The organism is Mesorhizobium sp. WSM4308, assembly GCF_002294905.1.
Lineage (GTDB): Bacteria > Pseudomonadota > Alphaproteobacteria > Rhizobiales > Rhizobiaceae > Mesorhizobium.
This window is the reverse complement of record NZ_NSFW01000013.1, coordinates 192,410-212,914: the sequence shown is the minus strand read 5'-3', so window position 1 is coordinate 212,914 and position 20,505 is coordinate 192,410. Positions and strand designations below refer to the sequence as shown.

The following is a 20,505-nucleotide window of genomic DNA, read 5'->3' as shown; positions in this document are numbered from 1 at the left end:
AGCAGGCTTTCCAGATGCGCGACGTCATTGTGCCGGAAGATCTTCTTCTCGGCGCCGGAGCGCCTAACACCTTCGATCATCGAGGCGTGGTTCAGCTCGTCCGAGATGATCAGGCAGTTGGGCAACAACCGGGCGATGGTCGAGATCGAGGCTTCGTTGGAGACGAAGCCGGAGGTGAAGACCAGGGCCGCGTCCTTGCCGTGCAGGTCGGCAAGCTCATGCTCGAGCTCGACCAGCGGGTTGGACGTGCCGGAAATGTTGCGGGTGCCGCCGGCGCCCGAGCCCATCTTGCCGGCCGCGTCCTGGAACGCGGCGACGACGTCGGGGTGCTGGCCCATGCCGAGATAATCGTTGGAGCACCAGACGGTGATTTCCTCGGCGCGGCCATTGGAGCGCCAGATGGCACGCGGAAACTTGCCCGCGATGCGCTCGAGGTCGGCGAAGACACGATAGCGCCGCTCCGCGTGGAGCTGGCCGATCGCTTCTTCGAAGAACCGCTGGTAGTTCATGTCCGAACTCCTTTTCTGTGGAACGATCGCAGGTGTCGCCGCACCGGTTCCTCGCTCATTTGGCGGGGCTAGACGTAACCCCTTGCGGGAAGGGGCGACCTTGATTCAGGTCAACTTCAGGGGCGAAGGTGTTTTTGCTCAGTTCGATATGAATCGATGCAGCGATCCGCTGCGCAGCACAGAATGCGTCACGCCGCCAAAGGCCATTTCACGGACACGGCTGTGGCCGTAACCGCCCGCAATGATCAGATCAGCCGTAAATCTGTCGACCAATCTGAAGGGCTGCCCACCCGGCAAAGGTCAAAGGGCTTGATCCTGATCAACGACCCCGAGGCGAATGGCATTAGCGTTGCGGCATCTCGCAACGGAGCAGCCGATCATGCACAGCTATCCAGGACCGCCGCGATCCGGCACGCAGCTGCTGCCAATGGCGGAAAATGGCCAGAAGGCGGTTCTTGCCGCCGTGTCACTCCAGGCGCACGCCTTCAAGGCGATGATGCGTTATCAGATCGAAACGCTTGCCTTTCTGAGGCATCGTTGCGAGCAGGATATCAAGCTGGCGGACGATCTCATCGGTGGTCCTGAATTCAATGATGCCTTCGAGGTCGTCTCCACCTTCCTGCAGAATGCAGCCTCGGACTATGTCACCGAAGCCGGCAAGGTTGCGACACTGACGTCCAAGCTTGCATCGGAATCGGCCGGGCTGGTGCGCAAGGAAGCCAGAACCGCGATTGAAGACATAGCGGCGAGGACAGTCGCTTGAGCGGAAATGCGGAGGCTGGCAGCCATGAACACCCGTATGGACAATAGCAGCCGCAGATATTGCGCGTGGATTTCCGTGTTGGTGGCGGTTTGGCTTGGCTGCGCACCGCCAGCCTTGGCAAATAGCACGGTCGAACGCGGCAAGGCATTGGTTGAGTTCAATTGCGCCGGATGCCACGCGGTTGGCAGAACCGACAAGAGCAGCCATCCGGATGCGCCCGCCTTTCGCACCTTGTCGAAGCGCTATCCTATCGCGGATCTCGAGGAAGCTCTCGCGGAAGGCATCTCGACGGGACATCCGGACATGCCCGAGTGGGTTGCGAGCCCTGACCAGATCGAGGCGATCATCGCCTATATCAGCAGCCTGCAGCAACCGTGATCGAGACACCAGCAGAGTAGGCAGAGCTGGGGTGGATCCGATCAGGAGCGGCAAGAACGACCTCATTCCGACGGCGATCGGGGCGATTCCAGAAAATGATGCAGATCAAAGCGCGGCCCATCGTTTACGGACATCTTGATACGATGTGGAAGCCAATCCTAAACGCTCCGTTTGGTCGCGATCTCGAACTTGCCGTCCTTGACGAGGACGGCGCGCACGCGCTTGTATTTCCCTGCCAAAGGGTGGGGGAGGGTTGGAAGAACGTGACCACCGGCGCGCGTGTCGATATCCGACCGACCCATTGGCGCGACTGGGCGATGGAGAAAACGCTCAACGAGGAAGACGGACTTCAGCCTGGCCGATAAGTCTAGGATTTGGTCTCCACGATAAGTGCCATGCGCACGAGGTGTGACAGGCTGCCTGCCGCCATCTTGCTCATGACATTGGCCCGGTGGATTTCGACGGTGCGCGGGCTGATGCCCAGATCATATGCGATCGTCTTGTTCGGCAGGCCGGACACCAGCCCATCCAGCACCTGGCGCTCGCGCTCCGACAAGGTGGACAGGCGATCGCGGATATCCGCCGACCTGGGATGCGCCGCATGCGCCTGGTTGCGGTTGGCCAATGCGGAACGGATCGATTCGATCAGCATCTCGTCATCGAACGGCTTCTCGATGAAGTCGGCGGCTCCCTCCTTCATCGCCTGGACGGCGAGCGCCACATCGGCATGGCCTGTCATGACAATAACCGGAATCGTATGGCCGCCGGCTCTGAGCTGCCGCAGGAACTCGATACCGTCTATACCCGGCATGCGTACGTCGGTGACGATGCAGCCCTCGAGCCTGCCCGTTGCCGTTGACAGAAAAGCGGTGGCCGATTCGTACAAGCGCACCGCAAAATCCGCTGTCGCCAGAAGAAAACCGAGCGACTTGCGAACATCCACATCGTCGTCGACCACATGCACCAGATCACTATCGGCCATTTGAGACCTCTTCCTTCTCCACGATGCGCAAGGTGAACCGGAAAGCCGTCCCGCCGGTCGGCATTGCCTCGGCCCATATGTGACCGCCATGCGATTCAACGATGGTGCGGCAAATCGAAAGCCCGACGCCCATGCCGTGCTTCTTGGTGGTCACAAAGGGCTGGAAGAGTTGCGCCGAGACCTCCGGGGCAAGGCCTGGGCCAGTATCGATCACGCTCACTTCGGCCATTCCATCATCGCGGGCGACAGTTGTGACCTTCAATTCGCGGCGCGGCGAGCCTTGCATTGCCTCTACGGCATTGCGCATCAGGTTGAGCAGAACCTGCTGGATCTGGATGCGATCGGTCAACACCAGTTCGGCGGCACGGTCGAGCTTGTAGCTGACGAGGACGTTTATCTCCCGTGCTCCGACCAGTGCCAGGGACGAAGCTTCCTCGATCAGCGTCGGCAGTCGTTCGACCTGGCGCTCGCTTTCGCCTCTTGCAACGAAATCCCTCAGATGCCTGATGACGTTTCCCGCCCTCAGGGCCTGTTCGGCGGCTTTATCCACGGCATCCCGCAGCATTGGCGCATTTTCTTCCTTGCTGTTCTCGAGAAGTCGCCGGCTGCCTTTCAAATAGTTCGTGATCGCCGTAAGCGGCTGGTTGATCTCATGGGCCAAGGTCGAAGCCATTTCGCCGAGAGCGGTAAACCGCGCCATATGGAGAAGCTCCTGCTGCTGCTCCTGGATTCTCGCTTCCGCCCGGTGGCGTTCGGTCAGGTCGCGGCAGAAGCCCGTGAAGAAGCGTCCGGTTCCCGGGTGCATCTCGCCGACGGAAAGCTCCATCGGGAAAGTCGTGCCGTCCTTGCGTGCCCCGGTAACGGTGCGGCCAAGCCCGATGATCCGACGCTCTCCTGTCGTCAAATAGCGAAGCAGATAGGCATCATGCTCGTCGCGATAGGGCGAGGGCATCAGCAGATTGACGTTTTGCCCGATGACCTCGCTTGACTGGTAGCCGAACAGCGTTTCGGCAGCGGTGCTGAAGGACTGGATCCGCCCCTGTTCGTCGATGACGACCATGGCGTCGGGCACAGTGGCCAGGATCGAACGCAAATGATCCTCACGCAACCGAAGGGCGGCGTTGGCAAAGGAGAGTTCGCTGACATCCGTGCCTTCAATGAAGATCGCGGTGATCCGCCCGTCATCGCCCTTGATCGGCTGATAGACGAAATCAAGGATGCGCTCTTCGATCGGCCCGTCTTCATGGTTGCGGAGGCCGACCTTCACACCTTGTCCCCTGTAGGGCACGCCGGTCTTGTGCACCTGATCCAGATGTTCGAAAAATTCGTGTCCCTCGAGTTCCGGAAAGGCATCGCGGATGGACTTTCCAATGACTTGCCGGTCTCCGATAAGCCTTTGGTAGGCCGCATTGGTCAGTTCGAAGACATGGTCTGGTCCTTGCAGCAGCGCCATGAAGCCCGGGGCCTGCTCGAACATCTGCGACAAGACGGATTTCAGCATCGTCCCGTCGGCCGACAAAATAAGCGCTTCGTCTTGGCTCACCTGCTGACGCCCCTGGATTCGAAAGACTTGCCGAAGGCGTAGTTATCACTTCTCGCCACACACGCAAAACGGATCGGGGCTTCCGCGTGGAATGCCAGCGTCGGGCCATTTGATGCGCATCAAGGTGCCGGGCGCCCGCGAATGCAATTCATCGCGCATTCCTGCGTTTCAGAAAAGAGGCCGGCAATGTGCTACAAGTCGATCATCGTAAACCTTGCGGTGGATGCACCTCCCGCACCGATCGTAAACGTTGGGGTCGAACTGGCGGAACGGTTTGGAGCCCGTCTCATCGGTCTGGCGGCAGCGGATGTTCCGCCCCTGGTCGCGACTGGCCAGGGCATGGTCTACGAAGGCGAGATCATGCAGATCCAACGGACGGAAATCGAAAAGCGGCTTGCAGAACTGCGAGCCGAGGCTGGTTCCGGCTTCGATCTTCAGCGAATGGGGGCAAGCTGTTTGCAGCCCGACCCGGTTCCTCTGTGTTTCCGCCAGAGCGGCCGACCTCGTCGTTACCGGCCAGGCAGGAGACAATGTGTTTCGCGCCGTGGATGTCGGCAGCCTGACACTGGGCACCGGGCGTCCGGTCCTGGTCGCCGCAACCAACGTCGAGCACGTCCTTGCAAAAACCGTTCTTGTCGCGTGGAAGGACACCAGGGAGGCGCGGCGGGCGATGGCTGATGCGTTGCCTTTCCTGGCCAAAGCCAGCGAAGTCGTGATTGCCACGATTGACACCGACCGCGACGAAAGCATTCGCGACAGCCTCGCCGATGTCGCGGTCTTTCTCGAGCACCATGGCATCAAGGCGCGAACCGAGCTGATCGCCGGTGAGGCTGATGGCGACCGGTTGCTGACATTCGCACGCTCGATCCATACGGACCTCATCGTCTCGGGCGCCTATGGCCATAGTCGCTTGCGGGAATGGGCGTTCGGCGGCGTTACCCGCACGCTGATCGAAGAGAGCGGCATCAACCGCTTCATGTCGTATTGATGATAGGCGAGGCTGACCAGCAATCCGTCTCACCAGAGGACGGTGCCTATTGGTCGATCGAGACCAATGACCTCCTGCTACGCCTTGAGACCTCAGTCTCGGGGCTTGCTTCGTCCGAGGCGGCATCGAGGCTCGCAAAATTCGGCCGAAACACACCCGCGTCGACGTCAAGCGCGTCGGCCATGGCAGTGTTTGCCCGCCAGTTCCGCAGCCCGCTGGTCCTAATCCTCATTTTCGCGGCCTGCGTATCGGCCTTCGTCGGGGATGGCCAGGAGGCTGCGATCATCGGCGCGATCGTGCTGGCAAGCTGCGTCCTGAGCTTCACCCAAGAGTACGGTGCGTCGCGGGCGACCGAAGCACTGAAACGGCGTATTTCGCGCAAGGCTATTGTGTTGCGCGACGGCGCCGAGTGCTCGGTCGCCGCCGACGACATCGTGCCGGGCGACGTGATCCGGCTTTCGGCCGGAAACCTCATCCCAGTCGACGGTATCATTCTGGAAGCGCGCGATTTCAATGTCAGCGAGGCCGTGCTGACCGGCGAGACCTTTCCCGCCGTGAAGACACCGGGACGCTCGGCGCCGGATGCCGCGCTCACGCTGCGCACCAACGCGGTCTTTACGGGAACATCCGTCCGTAGCGGCACCGCAACCGTGCTTGCAGCAGCAACCGGCCCCCGCACGGAATTTGCGTCGATCGCCGCGGCCCTGGAGCGACAAATCCCCGAAACAGGGTTTGCCCGGGGCATCAGGCTGTTCGGCTATCTGATGACTGAGATCATGCTGGCGATTGTCATTCTGGTGTTCTTCGCCAACCTGATGCTGCATCGGCCGCTCATTGAATCGCTGCTGTTTTCGCTGGCACTGGCGGTTGGTCTTACGCCCGAACTTCTCCCGGCCATCATCAGCGTGACGCTGGCTCGAGGGGCTCGCGCGATGGCAGTCAATGGCGTCATCGTGCGCCGTCTCGATGCCATCGAGAACCTGGGCAGCATGGATTTGTTGTGCACCGACAAAACGGGGACGCTGACTGAAGGCGTTATCCATCTGGATGGATGGCTCGATGTCGACGGCAATCCATCAACCGATATCCTGCTCTGGGGACGTCTCAACGCGACCCTGCAGACCGGACTGAAGAATCCACTGGACGAAGCAATCGCCGGTGCGCCAGGCGAGGGCGCATCATTGGCGGCCTTCACGAAAGTCGACGAAATCCCCTACGATTTCATTCGCAAGCGACTATCGGTCGTGGTGCGGAACAAGGACGCCCAGGATCTTCTGATTACCAAAGGTGCCGTACAAAATGTCCTCGAAACCTGCAGCTTCGTCCGAACAGCCAAGGGGCTGGAACCTCTCAATGAAATGGACCGGGCGGCAATCGAGGAAAAATTCCGACGCTGGAGCGCGGACGGCTACCGCGTTCTGGGCTTGGCAATCCGTCGGTTTGAGCGCCAGAAAACGTTCAGCAGGAAAGACGAGATCGATCTCGCCTTCGCGGGCTTCCTGCTTTTCCTCGACCCGCCAAAGAGAGGCGTCAAGGAGACGCTTGCCGAACTCGCCCAGCGCGGCATCGCGGTAAAGGTCATTTCTGGCGACAACCGTTACGTTGCCGCGCATCTCGCCCAGGCCATCGGCTTGCGGGCCGACAGGATCATGACCGGCGAGGAGCTTTCGAAATTGACGAAGAGCGCGCTCTTCGCAGGCGTGCAGCACACCGACCTCTTCGTCGAGATCGACCCCAACCAGAAGGAGCGCATCGTTCAGGCTTTGCGGAGCAGGGGCCGTGTCGTTGGTTACCTGGGCGACGGCATCAATGATGCGCCCGCCCTTCATGAGGCAGACATAGGCATCTCGGTCGATAGCGCCGTCGATGTCGCGCGCGAGGCGGCCGATATCATCCTTCTCAAGCAGGATCTCGGCGTGCTGGTGCGCGGCGTCGACGATGGCCGCAAGACCTTCGCGAACACGATGAAGTACATTTCCATCACCACCAGCGCCAATTTCGGCAACATGATCAGCATGGCTGTCGCCTCGCTGTTCCTGCCTTTCCTGCCGCTTCTGGCCAAGCAGATACTGCTCAACAATTTCCTTTCCGACGTTCCATCACTCGCCATTGCAAGTGACAACGTCGATCCCGACCAACTGCACAGACCTCGCCACTGGGATATCCGTTTTGTGCGGCGGTTCATGATCAGCTTTGGCTTGGTCAGTTCGCTGTTCGACTTCGCGACCTTCGCATTCCTTCTGTTCTTCGCGCATGCCACGGAGGCCGCATTCGAGACCGCCTGGTTTGTCGAGTCGTTGCTGACGGAGCTTGCCATCGTGCTCATTGTGCGCACGCACAGGGCTTTCTGGGCGAGCCGTCCAAGCCCGTTGCTTGCCTGGCTTACATTGGCTGTCGGGATTATCGCGATCATGATCCCCTATCTGCCGTTTGCGGCCTGGTTCGGCTTCGTGCCCTTGCCTCTGCCCGTACTTGCCGGACTTGTCGCAATTACCGCGCTCTATCTACTCGCCTCGGAGGCGACCAAGCGCTGGTTTTTCGGACAAGAGAGCCGGGCCCGCAAGAAGTTGCTTGCCCGTCAGCGGTCCTTTCTCGATCGCCTTGTGGCCAAGGTTTAGCGCCATGCTCCCTGTTGGGGGCTCAGGGATCGGCAACAATGCCGCCTGTTGATCGAGATCAACGCCGCCTGCCGCCAACATGCCAATGATGGCCACTAGGCAGGAGTGATCACCATGACCTTTCTCGATTACCTGATTTCAATTGATGCCAGAACCACCTTGATGGACCGCATGATGCGGAAGCTGGGCGTCGACAGACAATTGAAGGTCGTGGCAGACCATACCGCCGTCACCAACCGGGCGGTGGACCGCTGCCAATCCTGCGGGCACCAGGACGAATGCTCGGTTTGGCTCGACGAACATCAGCAAGCCGATAACCCGCCAGACTATTGCCGCAACAGCGACCTGATCGCTCGGTTGCGGCATGCGGCCGGTCAACGGTAATCATTCGAATACTCAGCCTGGACGATGTCGTGCTGTCCGTGTTTTTGACGAGAGTCAACGCAAGCCACGTGTTGCAGTTGATAGGTTTACGTTCCACCGGGTGTGGCTTTTGCTGGGGCGGCGATTCTGCGGAGGCAAAACACTGGCAGAAAAAGTTGCGGGCGCGGCGCTTGTTGCCTTTGCCCTATTACTCCTTCGATCATTGATACCCATGGTCGCGCCCTAGGCGCGGCGAAGCCTTGGGCGAGGACTGGCAACACAGAGAGGCAATGGTGCCTTGCTGCGGATCAATGTCAGCTCCGCTACGAAACAAGGACGACCGACACGGGATCGGCGCAGAAGAGATTGTCCTTGACTGCATTGACGCCGGCGACGTTTTCGGCGGCGACTATCGCTGCCTGGCGCTCGCGTTCGTCGAAGATGGCGCCGCTCAGTGTCACCACGCCCTTGTCCACGATCACGTTGATCAAATCGTTGCCAGCCCATTTCTGCCTCGCAAGCTCGGTAGCGATGTTCTGCCGAATCTGTTCGTCATCGATGACCGTAGCGCCTCCATCCGGAAGGACGCCGAGCAATGCCCGCAGAAGATCAGAGCGGGTGATGATGCCAACGACTTTCCCAGCTTCGACGACGGGAATGCGTTTGACATGGTGACGCGTCATGAGCTCGACGACTTTCGCGAGTGATGCCGCAGGGGATGCCGTCACGACATCCTGCGACATCACCTCTTCAACCCGTCGACCATTGGCGCGGACATATTCGTCGGCGGCCTTTCCTGGGCTGACGAGAAATTCCAGCCAGCGCGAGCGCTTGCGCTCCGTGCCCAGTTCCCCGCGTCGCAGGAAATCGCCCTCGCTGACGATCCCCACCAGCCTGCCGTCGTTGCGAATGACGGGGAGGCCGCTGAGCTTTTTGGAGAGCATCAACCCGGCGGCCTCGGCGATCGATGCTGACGGGTCTATGCCGACGACTGGCTTGCTCATTATGGCTTCGGCTTGCATGTTCGCTCTCCGGAGTTTCTCCAACGTCCGGCTTCTTTAGCTTTCACATGCACGAAGCGCCTTGATCTGAATCATTTGTCGGTGGAGGCAAATGGTCCAAAGGCTGGAGCCGTGAATGACAGGGCGCGAACCGGTAGACCAGCTATCGCGGTCTTGGCGACGTTCACGCCAAGTTCGTAGACAAGCAGTCCACCGTGGTAGGCCGTCGCAGTGACCAGAAATGCACCGCAAATTTCGATCAGAGGAATGGCGATCGTTACAACCCGCGTGTCACGGTTCCGCGTCCAAAGCCAAGGCGCACAACCAGGCCGCGCTTGTGGCATTGCTGCGATCAAAGCCGGCCGGCACGTGGTTCACATCCCAAAGCGTGCTGCTTGGTCTTTGGAGATTGTGGACTCGATCTTCGACACGAAGTCCTCCACCAGAAGCGAATTGGCATAGGCCGTGACATGATCGCCGTCGAAGAACAACGGGTGTCCGTTCCTGAATGCCGAACATGTAACTTGTGGGCACAGCGTAGGCAAAGGGTCCCAGACGTGAACATTCGGCACAGCCGCTGATATCTCAGCGTAGCCCTTCAAAATTGGTGATCGAAGATTTTCTATCAGCTTTCGATCGATGTCGAATCCGTTGGTACAGGACGGGTTCATTGAATTGAACCAATCACTGCATCGAAAGGCCGGGGCCCTGAAGATTGGCTTTGGGCCTTCGAAAACAATCGACAGTCCCGCCTTGGAGAGGGGGGTAAGTTGATCGATAGCGTTCTTGACGGCTTGTTCCCTCTGCTGCTCGCTGCTCTGCGGGCTGCTGTCGGGGCCAGAAGCCCATTGAAGGCTAAGTCGAGTCAGCCGGAGCGAGGGCAGGAACAGCAGGTCGCGAGGCTTGGCAAGCTTGGCTATGTAGGCCGCACCGGCAGCCGTGGCATGAGCGCACGTCGGCTCAGTGTCGTGGCGAAGATCCAAGCTGACAAACGGGCAACCGGCGGTCGACACCACCACTGTTCGGATACCGGTTTCGAGCGTGAAGCGCTTCAGGAGAGGAATGTAGGCTCCCGCGTGAGAGTCGCCCAGCACGAACATGGTCTCGCTACGCCCTTCGGCCGGGCACCCACCTTTGGTGAAGAACAGCGCTTCTTCCACAGTTTCCGTGACGACGGCGCAACCAGGTGACTGGGGAGAGGTGTCTGGTGCGGTCGCATACCATTCGCCTCGATTCCTCATGACCGTGCTCAAGGCGATTTCATATCGATTGTCGCGCATCAGTTTGAAGCTAAAAAATGCAGCAACGATGACAGCCAGAAAGAGGGCGACAACGGCTATGTCGGGGGCGGTTCTCAGAAGCCGCATTCGAGGCGTCGGTGTTTCGATCCAGAAATACGAGCCGAGGCTGAACGCCACGGCGACCAGCAACGCCGCCAATTTTGTGGCGGTGGTTTCGGTGCCCATCGTCCATCTTGCGATCACGAAGACTGGCCAATGCCACAGGTAGAGAGAATAAGAGATCCATCCGACGAACCTGACGGGCTTTATTTCCAACACCGCAAAGTGTGGCGCACGGTCGCTTCCCAGGTAGTAGAGGCATCCGATCAAGACTGTTGTGCAGGCAACCGCAGCGATGTTCTCAAGCCCTTCGGAGCCCTAGCCAAAGTCGAGCGCGAACGTCGCCACGAGTCCTATCAGCGCGGTCGTGGCTGCAAGATTGCAATGCCTTTCGAGGCCCGTCCGTTCCCCTATCCGGCTGACAAGCTGAAAGCACAATATGCCGCATGCCAACTGCCAAAAGCGAGAATGGGGCATATAGAAGGCCTGAAGCGGATTCGCATCCAGTAGATGAAGCCATATCGCCACCGACGCGACGGCGAGCGCACCGTATACAAGCGCCGAGAATCTCTTCCCGCGCGGTCCCATGACCCAAGGAAAGAACAGCAGCGGGAAGACGACGTAGAATTGTTCCTCAACCCCAAGAGACCAAGTGTGGGTGAATGGGTTAAACTCGGTCACGGGTGAAAAATAGTCGGTTCCCTTGGCCAGGAAGATGTTGCTCAGGCCGACGAAGGCCGAAGAAGCGGTTTTGCTGATTGATGTGCTCAGCCATGCGTCCGGAACAAACAGAAAGGTGGCGAGTGCACTGACCAATAAGCACAGCAACAGGGCCGGCATGATTCTTGTGAATCGGCGCGCATAGAATTCCAAGACAAAATGAAAAGCGGACTGGCCGCGGTAGCGCCTCGACACGGTATAGCTGACGACGAAACCAGAAATTACGAAGAAAACATCAACCCCTAAAAAACCATTGGGGAAGCGGTCGCCATACAGATGGTAGAACACTACTGACAGGATCGCGATGGCCCGGAGCCCGTCAAGGAAAGCCAGGTAGTCCTTCGACGAGCGTTCCGACGTCGAACCAAAATTATCGGCCATTGGACGAAACACACGTTCTTGCAGGTAAGAAATCCGATCGGATAACGTTCCGGTTAAGGCTAGCCAGCCTCCAGTTGAAGCGCGGCAGCCTGAACCTGCGGGCAATTACAGGATGTGCCGATCATGGGAAAGGCCGGACACAGGATTTGTTTCGTTCGAGGGCGTTGTGGGGCCGGTCCGTGGCTTTCGGCTGCAACCGAATGTCGCGAGGGAGGACATTCGCCTCGCTCGCAGGCCTCCGCAGCGCGTTGCGACCGACCGTTCAGCCGTTCCGCGACAAATGCACGTCCAGGACGGCAGCCTTCTTGGCGATCAGGCCTTCCAGATCCGCGTCCGATCGCTTGGTGCCGGTTCGTTCGCGCAGCAACGAGATCACTGCGCTCATTGAAAGCGGAGTAATTTGGGAAAGCGGGGTGTTTTGGGAAATCGGGGCGGTCTGGGTGGCCAGAATGGCATCCACCGCGCCGGCAACATCGGGAGTCTCCCTTGGTGCTCGCATGGTCGGTTCCTTTCTGCTCAGGTCGGCCACGGTGCCATCGGTCGGTGCTCTGACGCCACGATCGAAGACGACCGCAAGGCCGTTCTTGACGGCGACGGCGGCGACCATATCGTCGAGCTTATGGTCGGAGAGGGCTGGGTCCGCGGGTTTCAGGATCTTGCGGATCACCCTGGCGGCCAGATCCGTCGACACGAAGTCATAACTCCGTTTTCTGGCCTCGACATATTGTTCGATGATCATCCTCAGGCGGCGGGCTGCAATGTCCCTGGGTTCCTGCACATCCTTGGGTTCCACCGGAGCCTCCCTGGCCTGCCGTGCGCGCAAATTCGGCGGCCAAAAGGAAATAGGGCGGCTTGATCGGACATCAAACGTCCTTCGATCATTTCGTCGCACCCGCCAATGGGCCGGAACGATCCTGCGGCTGAAGCATTTCGTTCCATGACCAGCGCATTGAGGGAAGGCCGGGCCATGAAGATCGCTCATGTCGCGCCGCTGTACGAATCCGTTCCGCCAAGGCTCTATGGCGGCACCGAGCGCATCATCTCCTACCTGACCGAAGCCCTCGTCGACCTCGGCCACGACGTGACGCTGTTCGCCAGCGGCGACACGAAGACCTCCGCCAAACTCGTGCCATGCCGCGAGCGGGCGCTTCGTCTCGATCCGCGCCCGCTGAAGTCCGAGATCGCGGCGCATCTGTCGATGCTCGACGAGGTGAGGAAACGCGCCGACGATTTTGACGTAATTCATTTCCACCTCAGCCATTTCCTGCATTTCCCGTTTTTCCGCGACATGCCGCAGCGCACGGTGACGACGCCGCATGGCAGGCTGGATTACGCGGATCTCGCGCAGGCCTATGACCGGTTCCCACGCTTCCCGATGGTTTCCATATCGCGCAGCCAGCGGGCGCGGTTTGCGTCCGCCAACTGGCTTGCCACGATCCATCACGGCCTGCCCGTCGATCTCTACCAACCCGATTTCGAGGCAGGTTCGGGTGGCGGCTATCTTGCCTTTCTCGGCAGGATGTCGCGCGACAAGCGGCCGGACCGGGCGATCGACATCGCCCGCCGCACCGGGCTGAAACTCAAGCTAGCGGCCAAGATCGGCGATGGCGACCGCGCCTATTTCGAGGAAGTCGTGCAACCGATGATCGATGGCGACCGGGTCGAATATGTCGGCGAAATCGGCGAGGACCAGAAGAGCAGGTTTCTTGGCAATGCTGCCGCCCTGCTGTTTCCGATCGATTGGCCCGAACCCTTCGGCCTTGCCGTGATCGAAGCCATGGCCTGTGGAACTCCGGTCATGGCCTGGAGTTGCGGCGCCATGCCCGAAATCGTCGACTATGGGGTTACCGGCTTCGTCGTCGAGACCATCGAGGATGCGGTCGCCACGATGCCGGCTCTCCTGCAGCTCGACAGGCGGCGCATAAGGGCGGTGTTCGAAAGGCGGTTTTCAGCCGACAGAATGGCCAGGGACTACGTCGAGGCTTATTCCCGGCTGCGCAACGGCCATGAGCAAAGCAGAGCTTCGTAGGCCTTCACCCGTCCGAAAAACCCAGCACGGGACAATCCTGTTGACCATCACCCAACTCGACGAGCGCAAGCTTGATCCTGCCATAGCTCTGGCTTCCCTGGACGAAACCGCGCCGAGGGAGCCGCATCGGCTGTTCGCCCTCAAGCATGGCGATTGCTTTGCCGTAGCCGATGCCTATGGCGACATACGCGGTGTCGGCGATGGGTTCTTCCGCGACGACACGCGCGTGCTCTCCGAATTTCGCCTCACCGTCGGCGGGCGGTCGACGTCGTTGCTGGGCGCGTCGCTCAGCCAGGACAACGTGCTCTTCACCACCAACCTCACCAATCTGCCGATCGAGAGCGCCTCTGGCCGCCAGATTCCGCAAGGCGCTATGCATATCGAGCGCGTGCGGCTGTTGTGGGAGGAAAGGCTGTATGAGCGCATAACACTGTCCAACTACAGCCGCGAGCATTCGACGATCCTGCTATCGCTGCGTTTTGCCGCCGATTTCCGCGACATGTTCGAGGTCCGCGGTTCGACCCGCTCGAAGCGTGGAACCGCCCATACGGCCGAGATCACAGGGAATGCGGTCGTGCTTCGCTACGAAGGCCTGGACAAGGTCGTGCGGACATCGGCGATTTCCTTCTCACAGACGCCCGATCAACTGACTTCCGAGCGCGCCGATTTCGTCATCGCCGTCACCAAGCGCAGCAGCCAGACGCTTTATGTGGAAGTGGGCAACGCGACGGACGATCGCCCCGAAAGCCGCCGGTTTCGCGCGGCTGCCGCCCGCGCTCGCTTCGGCATGCGCGCCAAGCGCCGGCATGGCGCGACGCTGCACAGTTCCGGCCGCGTCTTCAACGACTGGATGGAGCGGGCGCGCGCCGATGTCGCGCTGCTCACCACGGAACTGGCGACCGGGCCCTATCCCTATGCCGGCATTCCCTGGTTCTCCACAGCCTTCGGCCGGGATGGCGTGATCTCCGCCTTGCAGATGCTTTGGCTCAATCCCGGCCTGGCGCGCGGCGTCCTGGCGTTTCTCGCTCAGCACCAGGCGACCGAAACCTCTCCGTTCAGCGATTCCGAACCTGGCAAGATCATGCACGAGACCCGCAAGGGCGAGATGGTGGCGCTGAGCGAGTTGCCGTTCGGCCGCTATTATGGCGGCGTCGACACGACGCCGCTCTATATCCATCTTGCCTGCGCCTATGCTGACCGCACGGGCGACACGGCCTTCCTTGATACGCTGTGGCCCTCACTGTGCGCCGCGGCCGAATGGATCGAAACGGCGAGCCGTTCGACTGGATTCCTCACCTACCAGCGCGCCGCGGAATCCGGCCTTGCCAACCAGGGATGGAAGGACAGTTTCGATTCCGTCTTCCACGCCGATGGCCGCATCCCGAAGGGGCCGATCGCGCTGGTCGAGGTGCAGGGCTACGTCTTCGCAGCGTTCCAGGGGTTGGCGAAGCTGGCACGGCTGCGTGGCGAGGCGGAACGCGCCGAGAGCTGGGAAATACGCGCCGACGCCATTCGCCAAGCAGTCGAGCGCCATTTCTGGATGGAAGACCTCGGCTACTATGCGCTCGCGCTGGACGGCGATGGTCAACCTTGCAAGGTGCGCACGTCCAATGCCGGTCACCTGCTCTATGTCGGCCTTCCCGACCCGGATCGCGCGCGCATGGTCGCCGACCAGCTGCTGTCGGCCTCGTTTCATTCCGGCTGGGGGCTGCGGACGCTGGCGGACGATGCGATCTTCTTCAATCCGATGTCCTATCACAACGGCTCCATCTGGCCGCACGATACAGCGATCTGCGCTGCCGGACTGGCGCGGTACGGCAGCCGCGACAGCGTCGTGCGGCTGATGAGCGGCACCTTCGAATCCGCCGTCCATTTCAACATGCGGTTGCCCGAACTGTTTTGCGGTTTCACGCGCGCGGCCGGCGAAGCGCCGATCGCCTATCCGGTGGCTTGCCTGCCGCAAGCCTGGTCCGCCGGCTCGGCCTTCATGCTCATGCAATCGTGCCTCGGCCTGCAGATCGACGGCTGGACAGGCGAAATCCATGTGGCCCGGCCGCGTCTGCCGATCGGCATCGACAACCTCGTCATCCGTCATCTTTCGGTGGGGCAGGCGGCAGTGGATCTGACGTTCCAGCGCGTGGGAGATCGCGTCGGCGCCTTCCTTGCCGAACCGCATGAGGGGCTGGTGCCACTCGTGGTCAGGAGCTGAAAAATCGGAACCATCCTGCACCGTGAGCGTTGGACCACCACGCCATGGGATGCCGAAACTCCAGTCCATAAAGCCGCAGCAGTATCCCATTGAAAGGTAATCGATTTCAATGCCCGACAACAGTTCGTATCTAGTCGTTCCCGTATTCGCATTGTGGCTCTTTGTTGTTGCAGCCCTCGGCGTCCTGGTTATTGTGCTGGTGACGATGGTGTTGCGGGCGCGCAAGGGCGGCAGGTTGGCCGCTGCGGAGGTTGACCCTGCTCGCGGCCCATTGCCGGAATTCGCGAAGAACGGGCAGTCGGCGGCCGCGGCACTGGTACAGTGGTCGCCCGAAACGCTGCGTCACATCCTGGCGACCGAACTTCCCGATGCCCAGGTGATCGTCGTCTCAAACCGTGAGCCGTATATCCACAACCGCGAGGGCGACGACATCCAACTGGTCGTACCCGCGAGCGGGCTCGTCTCGGCCCTGGAGCCGATCACGCGCGCCTGTGCGGGCACGTGGATCGCCTATGGCGGCGGTTCGGCCGACAAGCTGGTGGTCGACAAGAACGATCGGATCGAGGTGCCGCCGGACAATCCTTCCTACACGCTGCGCCGTGTCTGGCTGAGCGAGGAAGAACAGCAAGGCTATTATCTCGGCTTTGCCAATGAAGGACTCTGGCCGCTGTGCCATATCGCCTTCACCCGGCCGATATTCCGCGCCTCGGATTGGGAGGCCTACGAGGCGGTCAACCGCAAATTCGCCGACACCGTCATCGCGGAGGCCCGCAACGAGCGGCCGATCGTGCTGGTCCAGGATTATCATTTCGCGCTGCTGCCGCGAATGATCCGTGAGCGTCTGCCGGAGGCGATCATCATCACCTTCTGGCATATCCCGTGGCCGAATTCCGAAGTGTTCAGCATCTGCCCATGGCGCGAGAGGATTCTCGAGGGCCTGCTCGGCAGTTCGATCGTCGGTTTCCACACCCAGTTCCATTGCAACAACTTTATCGACAGCGTCGACCGTTTCCTGGAAAGCCGGATCGAGCGCGAGGATTCGGCCATTTCCTATGGTGGCCAGATCAGCCTGGTCCATGCCTATCCTATCTCAATCGAATGGCCGCCGGCGCAACTGGGCAAACTGCCTGACGTGGCGCAGTGCCGCCGGCAGGTTCAGGAGAAATTCGGCCTGGCCGAAGATGTCAAACTGTGCGTGGGCGTTGAACGTCTCGACTACACCAAAGGCATCCTCGATCGCTTCAATGCACTTGATGAACTGCTGACGCTTCATCCCGAATGGATCGGCAAGGTGGCGTTCCTGCAGATCGCCGCGCCCAGCCGGGGCACCTTGCCAGCCTATCAGCAACTCTACGAGGAGTGCCTGCGCCATGCCGAGGATCTCAACCGGCGCTATGGTCGCGACGGCTACACACCCATCCTGATGATAACGGAACATCACTCGCAGCAGCAGGTCTACGAAATCTACCGTGCCGCCGACGTTTGCATGGTCACCAGCCTGCATGACGGCATGAACTTGGTCGCCAAGGAGTTTGTCGCGGCGCGCGAGGACGAACAGGGCGTGCTGCTGCTCAGCATGTTCGCCGGCGCTTCCAAGGAGCTTCTGGACGCACTGATCGTCAATCCCTATGACGCGGCGATGATGGGCGATGCCTTGCTGCAGGCCTTGACCATGTCGCCGGAAGAGCAAAGCCAGCGCATGCGACGCATGCGCGAAATCGTGCGCGACAACAATGTCTATCGGTGGGCGGGCAGCATGCTTCTCGATGCGGCGCGCTTGCGCAAGCGCGACGCCGTCGATCGCGCCGTTGCCACCGCTCCAACGGCCCCAGGCAATGTGATATCGCTGCTCGATCGCAGACGCGTGGCGGCGCTATGATGTCGATCTCGCCGAACCTCGCCGTGCCTGTCGTTCCGCAAGGGCCATGGAGCCTGTTCCTCGATATCGATGGCACGCTTCTCGAACATGCCGCGCATCCCGATGCGGTGGTCGTCGGTGACGAATTGCGCACGCTGCTGGTGCGGCTCGAAGCGCAATTGGATGGAGCGCTGGCGTTCATCACGGGACGGTCGATCGCTGCCGTCGACCATCTCTTCCAGCCTCTCAGATTGCGCGCCGCGGGGCTTTATGGCCTCGAGCACAGGCTGGCGCGCGATGGTCCGGTCGAGGCGGCCGACGAACCGGCTGATATTGCCGCGCTCGCCAACGAAATCGCTACGGAACTGGACAATGCGGATGTCTATATCGAGCGCAAGGGACCAATCCTGGCCATTCATACGCGCGCGGCACCGCATCTGCTGCAGCGGGCGACCGAGTTGGTCGAACAGGCACTGGACAGATTGCCTGCGGGATATCGGATCCTGGCCGGAAATGCCGGTGTGGAACTGATGCCGCTGGAGGCGGCGAAGGGAGCGGCCATCCGGCGCTTCCTGCAAGTTCCGGCCTTCAGGGGACGGCGCCCGGTGTTCCTTGGGGACGATACATCCGACGAGAACGGGTTCGAGACCGTCAACGAATTGGACGGCATTTCGGTTCGCATAAAGCCGCAGGGATCGACAGCGGCGCCTTTTTCGCTGGCTGGCGTGGATGCGGCCCTGGCCTGGCTGGACGAGATGAGCAGACGCGAGACCGCGAAAGCAGCGACGCTTGCCGCAACGTCCAAATGAACCGGACTGCCCTAATTGCCGGTTCACGCGCATGGAAGAAGTTGCAATGACCCAACTGACCAGCCTCATCGAGGAAATCATGCCCGTCTGGCTCCGGCGGCAATCCAAGACGAACAGCCGAGATCGCCAGGCGACAGCTGAGCCGCTGCGTCCCGAAGATGCGGACGCAGTCTGGCGCAAGGCCGTCGAAAACGATCTGTTTGGAGCCAACACGCCGGATTATGCCGAGACCGGGGAGAAGGAACCCAACCGTCATTGATGGCCGCGCTCAGCCATCCCCGAAAATCAGCGAAACATTACCGCCGGCATGGCGTTCGAGCCGGCCGGCGAGGTCGAGTTCCAGCAGAACCATGAAGACCTGGGCCGGGTGAAGGCCGGTGTGGCGGATGATCTCGTCGACCGGCACCGGTGTCGGGCCTAGCGCTTCGATGACCTTGGCGCGGTCGCTCTCGCCGGGTGGCGGTGTGGCCGAAAAGTCGGGCGGGTCCTCGAACGGTGGCACAGCAGGCGCCCGCATGCCGGTCAGCGGCGCGATCGCCCTGGAAATGTCCGATGCCTCGGTGACCAGCGTGGCGCCGTCCTTGAGCAGGCCGTTGGTGCCGGCGGCGCGCGGATCGAGCGGGGAGCCCGGCACGGCAAAAACCAGCCGGCCCATTTCGCCGGCAAGCCTGGCGCTGATCAGCGAGCCCGAACGCTGGGCGGCCTCGACCACCACCAGCCCGAGAGCCACGCCCGCGACAAGACGGTTGCGGCGTGGAAAATCCTGGGCGCGCGGCTGCCAGCCGAATGGCATTTCGGAGATGATGGCGCCACGCTCGGCGATTTCCGCGCACAGGCCGGCATTTTCGGGCGGGTAGGGAAGGTCGAGGCCTCCGGCCAGCACACCGACTGTGCCGGTTTGCAGGCTGCCCTGATGCGCCGCCGTGTCGATGCCGCGCGCCAACCCCGAGATAATGCCATAGCCGTCGCCGCCAAGCTCGGCCGCCAACATGCGCGCCATCTTGATGCCGGCAAGCGATGCGTTGCGGGCACCGACGATGGCGACCCCAGGTAGCCGGAACACAGCGGCATTGCCCTTGACCGCCAGAAGGGGCGGAGGATTGTCCATGCTTCTCAGCAGCGGGGGATAGTCGGGCTCGCCGATGCCGACAAAACGCGCGCCTACCCGGCGGGCCGCCTCGAGTTCGGACTCGGCCTCGGCGATTGACGGAATGCGGGCGATCCGGCTGGCGCCGCCCGAAATCATCAGTTCCGGCAGGATTTCCAGCGCCACTTCGGCCGACCCGAAGCGGTTGATCAGGTCGCGAAAGGAGGCGGGGCCGACATTCTGGGTGCGGATCAGCCGCAGCCAGCTCAGCCGCTGCCGGTCGCTGAGGCGCGGCCCGGCGGCCGACTCGCTCATCCCTTGGCTCCGATCTTGCCCTCTGTGCCGGCAAGCAGCCGCGAAATGTTCGCCCTGTGCTTGATAAAGACGATGATGCTCATCACCACGAACAGAACGGCAATCTGCGGTGCGCTCATAAAGTAGAGGGCTATCGGCACGACGACGGCCGCTGCAAGTGCCGCAAGCGACGAGTAACGGAACAGGAATGCCATCGCCAGCCAGATGACGGCGAAGATCAGCGCCACCTGCCAGGCAAGGCCGATCAGCACCCCGAGATAGGTCGCGACGCCCTTGCCGCCCTTGAAGCCAAGCCAGACCGGGAAGAGATGCCCGAGAAAGGCGCCGAGGCCGGCCCAGACCGCCGTTTCCGGCGCGAAATGGCCTGATATCACCACGGCGGCGGTGCCCTTCAGCGCATCGAGCAGCAAGGTCGCGGCGGCCAGGCCCTTGTTGCCGGTGCGCAGCACGTTGGTGGCGCCGATATTGCCGGAGCCGATCTTGCGCACATCACCAAGGCCGGCGGCGCGGGTCAGCAGCAGCCCGAAGGGAATCGAGCCTAAGAGGTAGCCGAATACCAGCGCCAGGATCAGGCCGTAAGTCATTGTTTCCCCCGCATTTCCCCCAACTAAA

At 61.1% G+C, this 20,505-nt stretch carries 19 protein-coding genes and 1 pseudogene; 11 read left to right on the top strand and 9 right to left on the bottom strand.

The window, feature by feature from the left end:
• The coding region (locus tag CK227_RS23900; protein ID WP_143750517.1) for an aminotransferase class I/II-fold pyridoxal phosphate-dependent enzyme at positions 1 to 509 on the bottom strand (509 nt) is incomplete at its 3' end.
• Positions 510 to 888: 379 nt separating this feature from the next.
• Here CK227_RS23900 and CK227_RS23895 point away from each other — a divergent pair.
• The 3 genes from CK227_RS23895 (at position 889) to CK227_RS23885 (ending at position 2,015) form a co-directional block, all read left to right on the top strand.
• Positions 889 to 1,272 (top strand): phasin family protein, encoded by a 384-nt coding sequence (locus CK227_RS23895; RefSeq protein ID WP_245318203.1) that lies wholly within the window; start codon positions 889 to 891, stop codon positions 1,270 to 1,272.
• A gap of 6 nt (positions 1,273 to 1,278) precedes the next feature.
• Positions 1,279 to 1,650, top strand: a complete 372-nt coding sequence (locus CK227_RS23890; RefSeq protein WP_245433489.1) for a cytochrome c — start codon at positions 1,279 to 1,281, stop codon at positions 1,648 to 1,650.
• A gap of 95 nt (positions 1,651 to 1,745) precedes the next feature.
• Positions 1,746 to 2,015 carry a hypothetical protein gene (locus tag CK227_RS23885; RefSeq protein WP_245318204.1) on the top strand — a complete coding sequence of 90 codons (270 nt, stop codon included), beginning with the start codon at positions 1,746 to 1,748 and terminating at the stop codon, positions 2,013 to 2,015.
• 2 nt (positions 2,016 to 2,017) lie between these two features.
• Here CK227_RS23885 and fixJ read toward each other — a convergent pair whose 3' ends face one another.
• Together fixJ and CK227_RS23875 are read right to left on the bottom strand one after the other, a co-directional pair.
• Positions 2,018 to 2,632 (bottom strand): response regulator FixJ, encoded by a 615-nt coding sequence (gene fixJ / locus CK227_RS23880; RefSeq protein ID WP_095774298.1) that lies wholly within the window; start codon positions 2,630 to 2,632, stop codon positions 2,018 to 2,020.
• The gene (locus CK227_RS23875) at positions 2,622 to 4,175 is read right to left on the bottom strand and encodes a PAS domain S-box protein (RefSeq protein WP_095774299.1); all 1,554 of its coding nucleotides are present in this window, start codon (positions 4,173 to 4,175) and stop codon (positions 2,622 to 2,624) included. Before CK227_RS23875 ends, fixJ begins: the two co-directional genes overlap by 11 nt.
• 186 nt (positions 4,176 to 4,361) lie before the next feature.
• Between CK227_RS23875 and CK227_RS23870 the strand changes: the two are divergent.
• The 3 genes and pseudogenes from CK227_RS23870 (at position 4,362) to CK227_RS23860 (ending at position 8,165) form a co-directional block, all read left to right on the top strand.
• A pseudogene (locus CK227_RS23870) lies at positions 4,362 to 5,163 on the top strand (universal stress protein).
• Entirely contained in the window at positions 5,163 to 7,781 is a 2,619-nt protein-coding gene (mgtA, locus tag CK227_RS23865; RefSeq protein ID WP_245318205.1) for a magnesium-translocating P-type ATPase, read from the top strand. Before CK227_RS23870 ends, mgtA begins: the two are co-directional and overlap by 1 nt.
• A gap of 114 nt (positions 7,782 to 7,895) precedes the next feature.
• Entirely contained in the window at positions 7,896 to 8,165 is a 270-nt protein-coding gene (locus CK227_RS23860) for a DUF6455 family protein (protein WP_095774464.1), read from the top strand.
• Between the two features lie 302 nt (positions 8,166 to 8,467).
• Here the strand turns inward: CK227_RS23860 and CK227_RS23855 are convergent, their stop codons facing one another.
• From CK227_RS23855 to CK227_RS23840, 4 genes are all read right to left on the bottom strand, one after another.
• Positions 8,468 to 9,166, bottom strand: coding sequence for a CBS domain-containing protein (locus tag CK227_RS23855; protein WP_095774302.1), 699 nt, complete (start codon positions 9,164 to 9,166; stop codon positions 8,468 to 8,470).
• 353 nt (positions 9,167 to 9,519) lie between these two features.
• Positions 9,520 to 10,611, bottom strand: a complete 1,092-nt coding sequence (locus CK227_RS37370; RefSeq protein WP_245318206.1) for an SGNH hydrolase domain-containing protein — start codon at positions 10,609 to 10,611, stop codon at positions 9,520 to 9,522.
• A 192-nt stretch (positions 10,612 to 10,803) separates the two neighbouring features.
• On the bottom strand, positions 10,804 to 11,586 hold the full coding sequence (locus tag CK227_RS37365; protein WP_245318207.1) for an acyltransferase: 783 nt from the start codon (positions 11,584 to 11,586) through the stop codon (positions 10,804 to 10,806).
• Positions 11,587 to 11,848: 262 nt separating this feature from the next.
• A complete protein-coding gene (locus CK227_RS23840) occupies positions 11,849 to 12,379 on the bottom strand; it encodes a hypothetical protein (RefSeq protein WP_245318208.1) in 531 nt (176 codons plus the stop codon).
• A 174-nt stretch (positions 12,380 to 12,553) separates the two neighbouring features.
• On the opposite strand from CK227_RS23840, the gene CK227_RS23835 reads away from it, so the two are divergent.
• The 5 genes from CK227_RS23835 to CK227_RS23815 all read left to right on the top strand — a co-directional run bounded on the left by CK227_RS23835 (position 12,554) and on the right by CK227_RS23815 (position 18,750).
• A complete protein-coding gene (locus CK227_RS23835; RefSeq protein WP_095774304.1) occupies positions 12,554 to 13,615 on the top strand; it encodes a glycosyltransferase family 4 protein in 1,062 nt (353 codons plus the stop codon).
• Positions 13,616 to 13,661: 46 nt separating this feature from the next.
• Complete coding sequence (locus tag CK227_RS23830; protein ID WP_095774466.1) at positions 13,662 to 15,824, top strand: amylo-alpha-1,6-glucosidase; 2,163 nt, start codon at positions 13,662 to 13,664, stop codon at positions 15,822 to 15,824.
• 109 nt (positions 15,825 to 15,933) lie between these two features.
• Positions 15,934 to 17,703 carry a trehalose-6-phosphate synthase gene (locus CK227_RS23825; protein WP_095774305.1) on the top strand — a complete coding sequence of 590 codons (1,770 nt, stop codon included), beginning with the start codon at positions 15,934 to 15,936 and terminating at the stop codon, positions 17,701 to 17,703.
• Positions 17,700 to 18,491, top strand: coding sequence for a trehalose-phosphatase (gene otsB / locus CK227_RS23820; protein ID WP_095774306.1), 792 nt, complete (start codon positions 17,700 to 17,702; stop codon positions 18,489 to 18,491). The genes CK227_RS23825 and otsB overlap by 4 nt, the downstream gene beginning before the upstream one ends.
• A gap of 46 nt (positions 18,492 to 18,537) precedes the next feature.
• Complete coding sequence (locus tag CK227_RS23815) at positions 18,538 to 18,750, top strand: hypothetical protein (protein WP_095774467.1); 213 nt, start codon at positions 18,538 to 18,540, stop codon at positions 18,748 to 18,750.
• A 9-nt stretch (positions 18,751 to 18,759) separates the two neighbouring features.
• On the opposite strand, the gene dprA is transcribed toward CK227_RS23815, so the two are convergent.
• A complete protein-coding gene (dprA, locus tag CK227_RS23810; RefSeq protein WP_095774307.1) occupies positions 18,760 to 19,893 on the bottom strand; it encodes a DNA-processing protein DprA in 1,134 nt (377 codons plus the stop codon).
• Positions 19,890 to 20,477 carry a glycerol-3-phosphate 1-O-acyltransferase PlsY gene (plsY, locus tag CK227_RS23805; protein WP_095774308.1) on the bottom strand — a complete coding sequence of 196 codons (588 nt, stop codon included), beginning with the start codon at positions 20,475 to 20,477 and terminating at the stop codon, positions 19,890 to 19,892. The genes dprA and plsY overlap by 4 nt, the downstream gene beginning before the upstream one ends.
• Between the last annotated feature and the right edge of the window lie 28 nt (positions 20,478 to 20,505).